11 protein-coding genes are annotated in these 14333 nt (G+C 55.7%); 6 read left to right on the top strand and 5 right to left on the bottom strand.

What is annotated here, in order from left to right; genetic code table 11:
- Positions 1-251: 251 nt before the first annotated feature.
- From CAP48_RS11695 to CAP48_RS11720, 6 genes are read left to right on the top strand one after another with little or no spacing between them, the layout of a single operon-like run.
- Entirely contained in the window at positions 252-3230 is a 2979-nt protein-coding gene (locus CAP48_RS11695) for a monovalent cation/H+ antiporter subunit A (RefSeq protein ID WP_100696916.1), read from the top strand.
- A complete protein-coding gene (locus CAP48_RS11700) occupies positions 3221-3562 on the top strand; it encodes a Na+/H+ antiporter subunit C (RefSeq protein WP_100696918.1) in 342 nt (113 codons plus the stop codon). The genes CAP48_RS11695 and CAP48_RS11700 overlap by 10 nt, the downstream gene beginning before the upstream one ends.
- Positions 3559-5199: a monovalent cation/H+ antiporter subunit D gene (locus CAP48_RS11705; protein ID WP_100696919.1), complete on the top strand. Its 1641-nt coding sequence runs from the start codon at positions 3559-3561 to the stop codon at positions 5197-5199. Before CAP48_RS11700 ends, CAP48_RS11705 begins: the two co-directional genes overlap by 4 nt.
- Positions 5196-5687 carry a Na+/H+ antiporter subunit E gene (locus tag CAP48_RS11710; RefSeq protein WP_100696921.1) on the top strand — a complete coding sequence of 164 codons (492 nt, stop codon included), beginning with the start codon at positions 5196-5198 and terminating at the stop codon, positions 5685-5687. The genes CAP48_RS11705 and CAP48_RS11710 overlap by 4 nt, the downstream gene beginning before the upstream one ends.
- Positions 5687-5968, top strand: coding sequence for a K+/H+ antiporter subunit F (locus CAP48_RS11715; protein ID WP_100696923.1), 282 nt, complete (start codon positions 5687-5689; stop codon positions 5966-5968). Before CAP48_RS11710 ends, CAP48_RS11715 begins: the two co-directional genes overlap by 1 nt.
- Positions 5965-6549 (top strand): monovalent cation/H(+) antiporter subunit G, encoded by a 585-nt coding sequence (locus CAP48_RS11720; RefSeq protein ID WP_100696925.1) that lies wholly within the window; start codon positions 5965-5967, stop codon positions 6547-6549. Before CAP48_RS11715 ends, CAP48_RS11720 begins: the two co-directional genes overlap by 4 nt.
- A 242-nt stretch (positions 6550-6791) precedes the next feature.
- Here the strand turns inward: CAP48_RS11720 and CAP48_RS11725 are convergent, their stop codons facing one another.
- The 5 genes from CAP48_RS11725 to CAP48_RS11745 all read right to left on the bottom strand — a co-directional run bounded on the left by CAP48_RS11725 (position 6792) and on the right by CAP48_RS11745 (position 14249).
- On the bottom strand, positions 6792-7373 hold the full coding sequence (locus CAP48_RS11725; RefSeq protein ID WP_100696927.1) for a nitroreductase: 582 nt from the start codon (positions 7371-7373) through the stop codon (positions 6792-6794).
- Between the two features lie 102 nt (positions 7374-7475).
- Positions 7476-8189: a pyridoxine 5'-phosphate synthase gene (pdxJ, locus tag CAP48_RS11730; protein WP_100696929.1), complete on the bottom strand. Its 714-nt coding sequence runs from the start codon at positions 8187-8189 to the stop codon at positions 7476-7478.
- A 13-nt stretch (positions 8190-8202) separates the two neighbouring features.
- A complete protein-coding gene (locus tag CAP48_RS11735; protein ID WP_100696931.1) occupies positions 8203-9708 on the bottom strand; it encodes an efflux transporter outer membrane subunit in 1506 nt (501 codons plus the stop codon).
- 2 nt (positions 9709-9710) lie between these two features.
- Entirely contained in the window at positions 9711-12959 is a 3249-nt protein-coding gene (locus tag CAP48_RS11740) for an efflux RND transporter permease subunit (RefSeq protein ID WP_100696934.1), read from the bottom strand.
- A gap of 9 nt (positions 12960-12968) precedes the next feature.
- A complete protein-coding gene (locus tag CAP48_RS11745) occupies positions 12969-14249 on the bottom strand; it encodes an efflux RND transporter periplasmic adaptor subunit (RefSeq protein WP_242444468.1) in 1281 nt (426 codons plus the stop codon).
- Positions 14250-14333: the final 84 nt, after the last annotated feature.

Genomic DNA, 14333 nt, shown 5'->3' on the forward strand with positions numbered 1-14333 from the left:
GCGTGTCCATGACTGTTGCGCCATGGCTGCATATCATTGCGAGCTGTGTAGAAACGCCCGCTGGCGTCGCTCGTCATAATCAAAACAGTCGCCATTTTACGCAAATGCATTGCACCTCGCACACGTTCGCGCGATCAAAACTGTCATTTTGTCAGCTCAAATTCAGCAGGCAACGAAAAATATAAGCGTCGATCTAAAAAGATAAAGTATGATTGTAATAATTCGCCATAATTCTTCATAAATAGCACTAAATGTCATTAATCCTGCTTCTAATTCTTCCGTTTCTGGGTAGTATCCTCGTTGGTTTACTACCCGTGCACGCCAGGGCACCGGAAGCATGGATGGCAGGCATTATTGCAGTGATCGGTGCGCTGATCACCTTGTCGTTGCTGCCCGATGTGCTGCAAGGCAACACGATTGTCCAGACGCTGGAATGGGTACCATCATATAAACTCAATCTGGTGTTTCGCATGGACGGCTACGCATGGCTGTTTTCCCTGCTTATTACCGTAATGGGTGCGCTGGTGGTGCTTTACGCGCGCTACTATATGTCGCCACGGGATCCGGTCACCCGCTTTTACGCCTTTTTCCTGGCGTTCATGGGTTCGATGCTTGGCGTTGTCCTCTCGGGCAACATTATCCAATTGGTGATCTTCTGGGAATTGACCAGTCTGTCGTCGTTTATGCTTATCGCTTACTGGAATCATCGCCAGGATGCCAAGCGCGGCGCCAGGATGGCCTTGACCATCACCGCAGCCGGCGGGTTCTGTCTGCTGGCGGCCATGCTCATGATCGGGCATATTGTAGGCAGTTATGATCTGGGCGCCGTTCTGGATTCCGGCGATTTGCTGCGCGATCATCCATGGTACCTGGCCATCCTGATTTTGTTTGCGCTGGGCGCGCTCACCAAAAGCGCGCAGTTTCCGTTCCATTTCTGGCTGCCCAATGCCATGGCAGCGCCCACGCCGGTATCGGCCTACCTGCATTCGGCAACCATGGTCAAGGCCGGGGTATTTATTCTGGCCCGATTCTGGCCTGTGCTTGCCGGCACCTCGGCATGGTTCTGGATTATCGGCATGGCGGGACTGTGCTCGTTGTTCCTGGGCGCGTACGCGGCGACGTTCCAGCGGGATATGAAGGCGGTCCTGGCCTATTCCACCATTAGCCACCTGGGGTTGATTACGTTATTGCTGGGCCTAAATAGCAAGCTGGCACTGATAGCGGCGCTTTTTCACATGATCAACCATGCCACTTTCAAGGCGTCGCTGTTCATGGCCACGGGTATCGTCGATCACGAAACCGGCACGCGGGACCTGATATTGCTGTCGGGTTTGCGCAAGGCGATGCCAATCACCGCCACGCTTGCCGTGGTTGCCGCAGCGGCCATGGCAGGCGTTCCGCTGCTTAACGGCTTTATTTCAAAAGAAATGTTTTTTGCCGAAACCCTGACTCTGCCGGATTACCTTGAAGTGTCCAGCTGGTTGCCGGTATTTGCCGTGCTGGCCAGTGCGTTCAGTGTCGCCTATTCCCTGCGACTGATCCTCCAGGTCTTCTTTGGGCCCGTCGCAACCGACTTGCCCAGCCAACCGCATGAGCCGCCACGCTGGATGCTGGTGCCCAGTGGCATTCTGGTGTTGCTCTGCCTGCTGATCGGCATCATGCCGCAAACGGTGATCGGTCCGGTGCTCGATTCAGCAGCCCACTCAATTCTCGGTCCGACCCTGCCGGAATACAGCCTTGCCATTTGGCACGGCTTCAACTTGCCACTTACCATGAGTCTGATCGCCATGGGCGGCGGCGTCCTGCTCATGTTTGTCCTGCGACCGCTGCAGCGGCGCTCGCCAGGCCAGACACCGTTGCTATACCGCATCGATGGGCGTGTTTTTTTTGACGGGCTGATGAACCTGCTCGATACCGTCGCCTATCAGGCAATGACTGTGTTTTCAACCAAGCGGCTTCAACCGCAGGTGTTGTGGATCGTTGTTATCACGGTTGTGGTCACGATCATGCCTTTACTGCTGTTTGAGGCCTGGCCGCAACTCGTTATGCGCAACATCGATTTGCCCTTTACCCTGCTGTGGATTATCGGGTCGTGCTGTGCGATTGGCGCGGCGTACCAGGCCAAATACAATCGATTTCGGTCTCTGGTTCTGCTCGGCGGCGCCGGCCTGTGCTGTAGCCTGACGTATCTGTGGTTGTCAGCCCCCGATTTGGCGCTCACGCAATTGGTTGTCGAAATGGTTACCACGGTTCTGCTTTTGCTGGGCTTGCGCTGGTTGCCGCGCAGAATGTCGACCGAACCACCGTCCGACCGTGGCCGGGCGCTGGTCCGGCGCTTCCGTGACATGACAATCGCCGTGGTGGCAGGTCTGGGCATGTCGATCCTCACTTATCTGCAACTGTCGCGTCCCAGACCAGAAGGCGTCTCTTCGTTTTATCTTGAAAAAGCCCTGCCTGAAGGCGGGGGTACGAATGTGGTGAACGTCCTGCTCGTCGACTTCCGTGGGTTTGATACCTATGGCGAGATCACGGTGCTCAGTATTGTCGCGCTTACCGTATATGCGTTGTTGCGGCGTTTCCGCCCACCTCGCGAAAGCCTGAAAGCCCTGGAAGACAGGCGCTTTCGTCAGCGCGGTGATACTGCGAGCGTGGATAAAGACGCCGAGCTGCCGCGTGGCACCATGCTGGTGCCGACCGTGATGTCGCGCTTTGTCATGCCGATCTCTACGCTGATTGCCTTGTTTTTCCTGCTGCGTGGCCACAATCTGCCTGGCGGTGGCTTTGTCGCGGGCCTTATTTTTGCCGCTTCGGTGATCCTCCAATATATGATGGGCGGCATCCGCTGGGTCGAAGATCGTTCGCGCATCTTTCCCCAATACTGGATTGCCGGCGGACTGCTCATGGCCGGTACCGCAGGGATATCTGCCTGGCTGTTCAAGTTGCCGTTTTTGTCTGCGCTGGCAGCCGATATTAATTTGGGCCCGCTAGGCCATCTGCATTTATCCAGTGTCATCTTGTTCGACTTAGGCGTGTTTGCAGTTGTGGTCGGCTCTACCCTGTTTATGCTGGTCGCCTTGAGCCACCAATCCTTGAGGTTCTACAAAAAAGTGACGGCCGAAGCTGCCGAAGACAATACGGGCAATGACGACACCGCGAGTGCTCAAGATGATGCCGCTACGGTCAGACCGGCATTGCCACCAGACACGCAGGGAGCCCCATCATGGAACTGATTTTATCGCTTGCTATCGGCATTATGGTCGGCTCGGGTGTCTGGCTGCTGTTGCGCCCGCGTACCTACCAGGTCATTATCGGATTGACGCTGGTGTCCTATGCAGTCAACCTGTTTATTTTTGCCACCGGCAAGCTGACGACCGGCGCCCCACCAATCCTGAAAAAAGGGGTAGCGACAACGCTGGCCAATTATGCGGATCCCCTGCCCCAGGCGCTGGTGCTGACGGCCATTGTGATCAGCTTTGCCACCACGGCCCTGTTTCTTGTTGTCATTCTCGCGCTGCGCGGCCTGTCCAACACTGACCATGTAGACGGAACGGAGTCGCAATGAGCGCTTGGATGAATCACCTGCCCATATTGCCCGTCGTCATTCCGATGATTGTGGGCGCGTTTATGCTGGTACTGCGCGATCAGCATCGCAACGCGAGCATTATCCTTGGCGTGGCCTCTGTGCTTGCCCAGTTCGGCGTGGCCGTGGCTATGTTCGGTATGACAACCGGGCGTATCCCGAATGATTACGATAACCATATTATGGTTTATCTGCTGGGCAACTGGCAGGCGCCGTTTGCCATCGTGCTCGTTGCCGATCAGCTTAGTACCATCATGCTGATGCTCACCGCTGTGCTGGGATTGTGTTCGCTGCTCTATTCAACCGCCTTGTGGGATCGGGCCGGCGTATTTTTCCATCCCTTGTTCCAGTTCATCCTGATGGGCCTGAACGGTGCATTCCTGACTGGTGACCTGTTCAATCTGTTTGTGTTTTTTGAAATATTCCTGGCTGCTTCCTACGGCCTGGCCCTGCATGGCTCGGGCATGGCCCGCGTAGCTGCCGGCCTGCATTATGTGACCGTTAATTTGATTGCCTCGTTCCTGCTGCTTATTGCCATTTCTGTGCTTTATGGCATTACGGGGACGCTCAATATGGCCGACCTGGGCCTGCGTGCAGCCACGCTCAGTGGCGACGACCGCCGTCTGTTCGAGGCCGCCTGCGCCATTCTTGGCATCGCATTTCTTATCAAGGCAGGCGCATGGCCGTTAAACTTCTGGCTGACCAGCGCCTATTCGGCTGCCGTGGCGCCCGTTGCCGCATTGTTCGCCATCATGAGCAAGGTGGGCATCTATGCCCTGTTGCGTATCGGATCGCTGCTATTGCCCACAGGCGCGCCCGCAGCTTTCAGTGGCGACTGGATGTATGTCATCGGCCTGGCAACGCTGCTGTTTGGCACATTGGGCATTCTTTCGGAGAAAAACAGCGGCCGGCTGGTGGGCTATTGCATCATTATGTCATCCGGTACGCTGCTGTCGGCACTCGGCATGCCCAGTGTCATTCTGACCGGCCCATCCCTGTTTTATATGCTCAGTTCCGTGCTGGTCACCAGTACTTTCTTCTATCTGATTGAACTGATTAAGCGTACCGAGTCTTTTGGCGGCAACGTGCTGGCAGTCAGTCTTGAAGCGTTCAGCGCCGAAGACGAAGACCGATCCGACTATTCCGGAACCGTTGTAGGCAAACCAATACCGTTTGCCCTGGCATTTCTTGGACTCGCATTTTTCATCTGTGCGCTGGTAATCGCCGGTATGCCTCCGTTTTCCGGCTTTATTGCCAAGTTTGCACTGCTGTCCAAGGCGCTGGATCTGTCACAGACCGACGCGGCCACGACCGGCAGCGTATGGTTGCTGGTGATTGCCATGCTGATTTCGGGAATGGCAACGGTGATCGCCTTGGGACGAGCCGGCATCCGGATGTTCTGGAGCAGCGAAAAACTGGAACCGCCCGTGCTCAGTCGCCGGGAAGCCTTTCCCATTACCCTGCTGTTGATGTTGTGTATTGCGCTGACCGTTTTTGCCGGGCCCGTCATGGATCAGTTATCGCTGACCGCCCAGCAACTTGATGATCCCGGGGCCTATATGAAAGCCGTGCTCAACAGCCGGCCTGCAGCCATGTCTCTACATGGAGGTGTGCAATGAAGTCATGGTTCTCATGGGTGCCCATGACCCTGTTTCTCGCCGTCATCTGGATATTGCTGGCCGGCACCCCGGTCGGGCTGGGTTCAGTGGCTTTCGGTGTTGCGGCTTCGCTGATCATCGTACTCATGTCCCGTCGCCTGCGGCCGTTTCTGGCCAGGCCGCGACGCCTGTGGGTCATCCTTAAACTGACGGGTATTGTGCTTTTCGATACCTTTCGCTCCAATATGACTGCCATCAAACTGGTTATGCGCTATCCCAAGATTCGGATTACGCCCGGGTTTGTTAACGTCCCGCTAACACTGCGGGATCCGCACGGTCTTGCGATTCTGGCGGCGATCATCAATTATGCGCCCGGCACACTTTGGGCGGGGTTTCCGGAATCTGGCCAATACGTCCAGTTGCATATTCTGGATCTGCCGCAGGAGGCTGACTGGGCAGCATTTATCATTGAACGTTATGAAAAGCCATTGAAGGAGATCTTCGAATAATGGAAACGCTTCTGATCTGGTCCTGCTATTTCACCCTGTTCTGTTTCGCACTGGCAGGCGTGATTCTGAGTCACCCTCTTTTTGTCGGCCCCACGCCTCAGGATCGTGTTCTGGGCATCGACACCCTGTATCTGATCGGCATGATGATTGCGCTCACGCTAGGTATGCTGTATCGCACATCCTGGTATTTTGACATCGGTTTGCTGGTCAGTCTGTTCGGCTTTCTGAGTACCGCGGCAATGGCGCGCTTTCTATTACGCGGCGAGGTCATCGAACCATGATGGAAACATTATCTCCATTTATCGTGATTCCCGCGGCTATCCTGATGGTTCTGAGCGGTTTGCTGGTGCTGACGGCCAGCATTGGCATGGTGCGGGTTAACAGCTTCCTGCCCCGTACTCATATACAGGCGGTCATCTACTCTACTGCACTCTGGTGCCTGCTACTGGCATCCCTGCTTCTGACGTTCAGCCTGAAGGATCGGACTTTTCTGCATGAAATTTTGATCGGCGTTTTTGTTTTCATCACCTCGCCCATCAGTACCATCTTGCTGGTGCGTTCCTTTGTATTGCGTGAGGAGCGGGCCGGGGTATCCGATAGCAAGGCCACAACGGCACGCATGCCGGGCGCTGATGCCCGTGAACAGCAAGAGGAACAGGCGGCTGCCGAAGACGTGGCCTCCATAGAGGCGGCGCTTGACGATTCGGATCAGGGACAAGACGAGGGCCGAGATCAGAATCCGTCTCGGGAGTCGGGACAGAACGCAGGTCAGGACACGGATCAAAACGCGGAACAAAACCACGGCCATAATCAGAACAAAGATCAGAGCCAGGATAAAGGCCAGGATCAGAGTAAAAATTAAAACCAAGGAAAAAATGGGGCCAGCGCTTAGCGCCTGATACGAAGAATAGATAATGTTCTGCGCGGCTTCCGCAGACGCCAACTATGTTTACTTTTGTATCGACTGTGGTCGGCTCCTGCAGCGAGATTGTTCTCGCTTACAACATGCCGCCGCAGCGATGATGTTTTAGCGGCGACTTGTCGCCGCAGCAGAGATGTTTAGCCGTTAAAGCCGCCACTGTGATCGGAAGGCTGCGCCTGATTTCAGACGTCTTGTGGTTCAGTCCACTCTTGCACGAACTGCGTATAGTCTGGTCGTTTTTTCTGTGGAATCGCCATTTTGGGCGTACCGATTGCAATAAAACCCATGAACCGATAATCAAGGGAGTCAAAGCCCAGGCCAGACTGAAATTCGTCAATATAGGTGGCGATGCCGGTACTCCAGAACGCACCGTAGCCGAGCATGTAAGCCGCATTCAGGATATTGGTGACGCCGGCGCCAGTGGCTAGGACCCGCTCAGTCTCACTGATGGCCGTATTGCCGTAATCAATATGGCAAGCTACGGCAATAATCATGGGCACTTCGCTTAGCCAGGCGCGGGTCGCCGCTTCTTTTTCGGGCTTAAATGGCGTATCGCTCTTTTGCCGCAGCGCGATTGAGAAATCAGCGAACTTCTTAATGGCCTCGCCGCGGATTATCTTGAAGCGCCAAGGCTGAAGGGCGCCGTGATCAGGGGCAGCCATGGCCGCCTGCAGAATCCGGGCCAGATCTTCGTCGCTCGGGGCAGGTGAAGTTACCAGCTTCATGGAAGTGCGGGACAACAAAAAATCAATGGGTTCAGTCATGGACAAGTTACCTAAGTTGCAATACAGCTATGATAGCGCAGCGACCCATAAAATGGGCCCATGACCCTGATTCCAAAGGAGGTTTCGCGCTCAACCGCTGTCTCAATTGCGCAGTAGCGCTTTCATGTCGCGCACTGCCTTTTCCCAGCCGTCAAATATCGCCTGGGCGACAATAGCATGTCCGATATTCAGTTCGGATATCCCGCCAAGCGCCACAATGGCCTGAACGTTCTGATAGTGCAGGCCATGGCCGGCATTGACTTTCAGACCCTGGCGCAACCCTTCGGCGATCGCGACCCGAATGCGATCGAGTTCAACCATCTGCTGCTCGTCCCTGGCTTCGGCATACGACCCGGTATGCAATTCGACGACCCTCGCTCCTGCTTGCACGGCAGCACGAATCTGTTCGGCGTCCGGATCAATAAACAGCGAAACCCGGGCATTGACGGCATCCAGCTTGCGAATAGCCTGGGTCACCGATTCGAAATGGGTGCGTACATCCAGTCCTCCCTCGGTGGTCAACTCCTGGCGCTTCTCTGGTACCAGACAGACGTCATGCGGACGCACCTGACAGGCGATATCCAGCATCTCGTCGGTGACAGCGCATTCCAGGTTCATGCGTGTCTTGATCAAGGGTCTGAGCACCTGCACGTCGCTGTCCTGGATATGTCGGCGATCTTCGCGCAAATGCAGGGTAATTGCATCGGCGCCCGCCTGCTCGGCCAGAAGCGCTGCGCGAATCGGATCTGGATAACCGCAGCCGCGCTGCTGACGCAGCGTGGCGACATGATCAATATTTACACCCAAATCAATCATGAAATATCCCGAACTATGGCTGTGTTGATGGCGAAGTGCTGTCGCCTGCGGAAACCGGAGTCGAATCCGCCACTGGCGCGTCCGGATTCGGACGCATGACCGTGTCGCGATTCCAGCCGCCGCCCAGGGCTTTGTACAACTCGACTTTATTGAGCAAGGACTCAAGTCCGACTTGTACGAAACTTTGTTGCACGCTAAACAAATTGACTTGTGCAGTCTGGACCTGCAGGAAACTGTCTATCCCATTTCTGTAGCGCAAGTTTGACAGATTGAGCGACTCGTATGCCGATTTTTGCTGATCCCTGAGCGCTTGCAATTGAGCGCTGTAGGTTGCTTCGCCGGCAAGCGAGTCGGCCACTTCTTTAAATGCAGTCTGAATGGTTTTTTCATACTGCGCGACTGCGATGTCGTTGCGCACTTCGCTCAGTTCAAGATTATTGCGCAAGCGTCCTGCCGTAAAGATCGGCATGTTGATGACAGGATTGAACGACCAGGAACCCTGACCGCCGGAAAATAGCGTACTGAGCCCAAGGCTGGCAGAACCGATCAGGCCGGTGAGCGAGATGCTAGGGAAAAAAGCAGCCCGAGCTGCGCCGATATTGGCATTGGCGGCCAGCAGCTCATGTTCTGCCGCAATCACGTCGGGACGGCGCACCAGCAGATCGGAAGGCAACCCCGCCGGGATTTTCTGCATTAAGACATCGCCCGCAAACGGGTTGGGTGCTGGCAGATCGGCCGGTATCGGCGCGCCGATAATGAGCTGTAACGCGTTGGTGGCCAGTCGTTCACTGCGGTCCAGTTCAGCCGAGGTCGCCCTGGCCGAATCCAGCAATGTTTTTGCCTGATTCACATCCAGTGCCGACGCGACGCCGCCCTTAAAACGCGCCTGAACCAGGTCATAGGTAGACTGGCGCGACTTCAGTGTTTTGGCTACCAGGTCCCGTTGCTGCTGCGCCGCCCGCAGGTTGTAATACGCCGTGGCCAATTGCCCGATCAGATTGATCTGCGCCGTTTTGCGCCCTTCTACCGTAGCAAGGTAGGACTGGAATGCCGCTTCGGACAGATTGCGCTGTTTACCGAAGAAATCCAGTTCGAAGTCGGTAATGCCAATGCCTGCGGTAAAGCTGCGTGTCACAGAAGGACTGTCGGGACCGGTCATGCGCATATTGGGAGGCATGCGCTGGGCAGTTTCCTGCGCCGTGGCACCAATTTGCGGAAACTGATCGCTGCGTGTAATCCCATATTGGGCGCGTGCCTCGTCAACCCGCTTAACTGCAATCCGCATATCACGGTTATTTTCCAGGGCCAGACCGATCAGCGCCTTCAGGCGTGGTTCACGGAAAAACTGCTCCCAGCCTAAATCGGCAGCCGAGGCCTGGCTTGCGTTGTTCTGGTCCGGATAGGAAGACGGAATCGGTGCATCCGGCCGTGTATAGTCTGGCGACAGCGAGCAGCCGGCCAGTACAACGGCGATGAAAACTGCGGACAAACGGGGCAATGTACGTTGTGACCCTTGCATGATTATTCAGTTCCTTTTGGAGGTGATCCGTCCTGACGTTTGTCGCCATCGGCGGTCATGTCATCTGCCTCAGCCACATCGGTATAGATGTGTTGAGATTCTCTTTCCGCTTCGCTTGCTTTCTCGTGTTCGTCAGCCTGGCGACCCAGCAGGCGGGGCTTCACTTTGAAGAACGTCATGACAACCACGAAGAATGTCGGCACGAACAGCACGGCAAACGGTGTCGCTGCCAGCATGCCGCCAAATACACCAAAACCGACAGCCTGCTGGCTTGCAGCACCCTCGGCACTGGCAAGCATCAGCGGTATGACGCCCATGATAAACGCGAATGACGTCATCAGAATAGGACGGAACCGCAGCTTGGCTGCTTCCAGCGTCGACTCAACCAGGCCCTTGCCAGATGCGTAGGCATCTTTGGCAAACTCCACAATCAGAATCGCGTTCTTTGCCGACAGCCCGATCACCGTAATCATACCGACCTGGAAGTAAATGTCATTGGACATACCTACCAGGGTGACCAGCCCTACCGTGCCAAGCATACCCAGAGGTACGATCAGCACCGCTGACAGCGGAATCCACCAGCTTTCATACAAGGCGGCCAGTACCAGGAATACCACGGCAAAGGCCAGTGCCAGCATGATCGGGGCCTGATTGCCTGCCTGCACTTCCTGATAGGACAGTCCGGTCCATTCATAACCGATACCGGAAGGCAACTGGCCGATCAGTCTGACGATTTCGTCCATCGCTTCACCGTTGGCGAAGCCAGGATTGGCCTGCCCCTGGATGGTGATGGCGTCATAACTATTGTAGCGCTGGATCTGCGTTTCGCCATGCACCCAGTCCAGGGTCACGAATGAAGACATGGGAACCAGTTCGCCACTGGTGTTATGCACACGCAGTTTAAGAATATCGTCCGGCGACATCCGCTGCGCGGCTTCGGACTGAATCCACACGTTCTGCATCCAGCCCTGGTTGGGAAATTGCCCCAAATAGCTGTTGCCGATAGTGCCCGACAGCACGTTGCCCACTTCAGTCATGTTCACGCCCAGCGCATAGGCCTTGACGCGATCCACTGTGACTTTCAATTGCGGGCCAGGGCCCAGACCGGAAATACGCACCTGGGACAGAATTTCGCTCTGGTCAGCCAGTTGTATCAGTTGATTGGCTGCTTCACGCAACTGGGTCTGGCCCATACCGCCCCTGTCCTGCAAACGCAAGTCAAAACCGGTAGCCGTACCCAGCGACGGGATGGACGGCGGTACAATCGACAGCACCATGGCATCGGGAATACCGAAAAGCAGTTGTCCCGTGGCACGGCCGGCGACCGACATGGCACTGTGCTCCTCTCCCTTACGTTCAGAGAACTTTTTGAACGGGGTAAAGGCGATGGCCGAGTTCAGACCGGAACCGTTGAAACTGAAGCCCTGCACGGTAATGATGTTTTCCACCTCAGGCTGCTTCTCGTAGTATTGCTCGACCTGCTTGATGACGTCCTCGGTTCGCTTGGCCGAGACACCAGCCGGCAACTCGATGTTGGTCACGGCATAGCCCTGATCCTCTGTCGGCAGGAACGAACTGGGCAGGCGCAAATACAGAAAGCCCAGCAAAATAACCAGTCCCAGGTAGATCAGCATCATGCGACCACCGCGCTTGAGCAGACTTCCAACAAAACCGGTGTAATTGTTGGTGATTTTGGTAAACGACCGGTTGAACCAGCCGAAAAAGCCTTTTTTCTCATGATGCCCCTTGGGCACGGGCTTGAGCAGCGTGGCGCACATGGCTGGCGTAAAGGTCAGCGCCAGGAATGCGGAAAAGCCGATAGAAATGATCATCGACGCTGCAAACTGACGATAAATCACGCCGGCGGACCCGCTCATGAAGAACAGGGGCGCGAACACGACCATCAGCACGAGCGTAATACCCACGATCGCCCCGAAAATCTGCGGCATTGCCTTGACCGTGGCCTCCTTGGGTTGCAGCCCCTCTTCGGCCATGATCCGTTCCACGTTTTCGACCACCACGATGGCGTCATCCACCAGAATACCAATGGCCAGCACCATGGCGAACATCGTGAGTGTGTTGATCGAGTAGCCCATGTACAGCAAGGTTGCCATGGTGCCCATAAGAGCCACCGGCACCACGATGGCCGGTATTAATGTATAGCGGATGTTCTGCAGGAACAGGTACATCACCACGAACACCAGCAGCATCGCCTCAACCAGCGTGTGAACGACCTGGGTGATAGACGCATCGACGTATGGAGCCGTGTTGTACGGAACCTTGTATTCAATATTGTCAGGGAAATACTTGGCCAGATTTTCCATCTCGGCCTGAACCAGATTCGAGGTTTCCAGCGCATTGGCGTTGGGAGCCAGCGAGACGGCGAATGCGGCTGATGTTTGCCCGTTCAGGCGTGATCCGAACTGATAGGAATCGGCACCCACTTCGATACGGGCCACGTCGCGCAGCCGGACTGTAGAACCACCTGTTGTGGCGCGCAGAACGATATCGCCAAATTCCTTGACGGTGCTAAGCTGCCCATTGACGATCACGGTTGCACTGGTGGTCTGGTCATCCGGCGTAGGCGGCGAACCCAGCGTGCCGCCGGTAATCTGTGCGTTCTGGGTTTGCAAGGCGGTTTTGATATCGCTGGTAGTCAGACCAAACGACGTCATTTTTGCCGAGTCGATCCAGATACGCATGGCGCGTGGCGAAGCAAACAGCTGGAATTCCCCAACACCTTTGATACGGGAGACCGAGTTCTGGATATTCCGAGTAATGTAATCGCCCAGGCCGGCATCATCGAGCGAGCCATCGGTAGAGGTCAGGGTCACGATCATCAGGAACCCCGCCGTACTCTTGGAGTACGTAATACCCTGTTGGGTCACCGCCTGTGGCAGTTTGGAGTTCACGCTGGAAATGCGGTTCTGGACGTCCACCTGGGCCAGATCGGGATCGACGCCCGGTTCAAAGGTCACGTCGATCTTGGCGGCACCGTAGGAGTCGCTGGTAGAGGCATAGTACAGCATGCCCTCGGCGCCATTAAGCTCGTTTTCGATCAGGCTGGTAACCGAGCGTGCGACCTCTTCGGCCCCTGCTCCAGGGTATGTCGCGCGTACAGTAATGGTCGGCGGCGCCACTTCAGGGTACTGCGAAATCGCCATATTGGGGATGGAAACAACACCCGCAAAGAATATGATGATCGCAATAACCCAGGCAAAAATTGGCCGGTTAATGAAGAAGTTAGACATGTTTTATACTCACTGTGCCGGCTTGTCGCCCTGCTGTTCAGGCTTGCTTTCCTGTGTCGGGGCATTGTCACCCCCTTCTTTGGGTTCTTCCTGAGCGCCAGACTCAGGCTGCTGGCCATCATTGCCTGCCGCCTTGTCTTTTTTCCATGGCTGAGGTTTGACCGGTGCGCCTGGACGGATTTTCTGGAATCCTTCAACAATCACTTCGTCACCGGCTTTAACGCCCTGCGTCACGATCGTATCCGTCTTGACTTCTCCGCCTGTCTGGATGGTGACTGTAGCGACCTTGCCATCACGCACGAGCATGACGTTACTCAGGCCATCCGTAGAACGCTGGATAGCTTGTGTTGGAATCAGCAGTGCCTTTTCATCCTTGCCCTGCTCCAGCTTGACGGTAACGTACATGCCTGGCAGCAGCAGCTTGTCAGAGTTGGGGAATGTGGCCCGCAGCGTCACCTGGCCGGTAGATGGCTCAACGCTAACGCCGGTAAAAAGCAGCTTGCCGTCCTCGGCATATTGCGTCCCGTCTTCCAGTTCAAGCTGGACGCGGGCCGTATTTTCGTCCACCTGGGTCAATTGACCTTCCGCCATGGCTTTGCGCAAGCGGTACAACTCCGAGGTCGATTGCGTGAAATCGACATAAACCGGATCCAGTTGCTGCACATTGGCCAGTTCGGTGGCCTCGGTGCCGCTGACCAGCGCGCCTTCGGTTACCAGTGCGCGTCCGATGATGCCATCAATGGGCGATTCCACGTCGGTATAAGACAAATTGATACGTGCAGATTCCAGTGCGGCCTGGGCAGATGCGATCGTTGCATCGGCCTGATTCGCCTGTGCGCGGGCATCGTCATATTCCTGACGGCTCACGGCATTGGACTTGACCAGGGTTGCATAGCGATTAGCCAGTTGCCGGGCACTGCCGGCGGTCGCCTTGGCCTGGTTCAATGCAGCTTCCGCCTGCGCGTACTGAGCTTTGTAGGTAGCCGGGTCAATGCGAAACAGCACCTGCCCTTTCTTGACTTCACGACCTTGCTCAAATTCAATTTTCTGCACAATGCCGTTGACGCGCGCACGAACCTGGGCATCACGCACAGCACTGACGCGTCCGGGCAGCGTCGTGAAAATCGTGGTGGGTGTTTCGGTCACCTTGACAGTGCTGACTGGCGTGGGCGGCGGGCCGCCTTGAGCACCGGCCTGTTCATCTTCCTTACCGCAACCACTAAGCGCAACCAGGCACGATAGCAAAACTGTTGCAACATAGCGCTTGTGTAAAAAGAGTCTGTTTGACATTGACTGAAAACCTTGAGAGCGAGGGCTGATCCTGACGGATAGCTGATTGAACGGTGTTGAAGAAAAGATTATAACCAGAAAATA

It is taken from the genome of Advenella sp. S44 (genome assembly GCF_002810445.1).
In the GTDB taxonomy this organism is placed as follows: Bacteria; Pseudomonadota; Gammaproteobacteria; order Burkholderiales; family Burkholderiaceae_B; genus Advenella.

What these genes read in the sequence shown, in the direction of transcription:
- CAP48_RS11695 (WP_100696916.1), top strand. Translation starts at nt 252, where the DNA reads ATGTCATTAATCCTGCTTCTAATTCTTCCGTTTCTGGGTAGTATCCTC.
- CAP48_RS11700 (WP_100696918.1), top strand. Translation starts at nt 3,221, where the DNA reads ATGGAACTGATTTTATCGCTTGCTATCGGCATTATGGTCGGCTCGGGT.
- CAP48_RS11705 (WP_100696919.1), top strand. Translation starts at nt 3,559, where the DNA reads ATGAGCGCTTGGATGAATCACCTGCCCATATTGCCCGTCGTCATTCCG.
- CAP48_RS11710 (WP_100696921.1), top strand. Translation starts at nt 5,196, where the DNA reads ATGAAGTCATGGTTCTCATGGGTGCCCATGACCCTGTTTCTCGCCGTC.
- CAP48_RS11715 (WP_100696923.1), top strand. Translation starts at nt 5,687, where the DNA reads ATGGAAACGCTTCTGATCTGGTCCTGCTATTTCACCCTGTTCTGTTTC.
- CAP48_RS11720 (WP_100696925.1), top strand. Translation starts at nt 5,965, where the DNA reads ATGATGGAAACATTATCTCCATTTATCGTGATTCCCGCGGCTATCCTG.
- CAP48_RS11725 (WP_100696927.1), bottom strand. Translation starts at nt 7,373, where the DNA reads ATGACTGAACCCATTGATTTTTTGTTGTCCCGCACTTCCATGAAGCTG.
- pdxJ (WP_100696929.1), bottom strand. Translation starts at nt 8,189, where the DNA reads ATGATTGATTTGGGTGTAAATATTGATCATGTCGCCACGCTGCGTCAG.
- CAP48_RS11735 (WP_100696931.1), bottom strand. Translation starts at nt 9,708, where the DNA reads ATGCAAGGGTCACAACGTACATTGCCCCGTTTGTCCGCAGTTTTCATC.
- CAP48_RS11740 (WP_100696934.1), bottom strand. Translation starts at nt 12,959, where the DNA reads ATGTCTAACTTCTTCATTAACCGGCCAATTTTTGCCTGGGTTATTGCG.
- CAP48_RS11745 (WP_242444468.1), bottom strand. Translation starts at nt 14,249, where the DNA reads ATGTCAAACAGACTCTTTTTACACAAGCGCTATGTTGCAACAGTTTTG.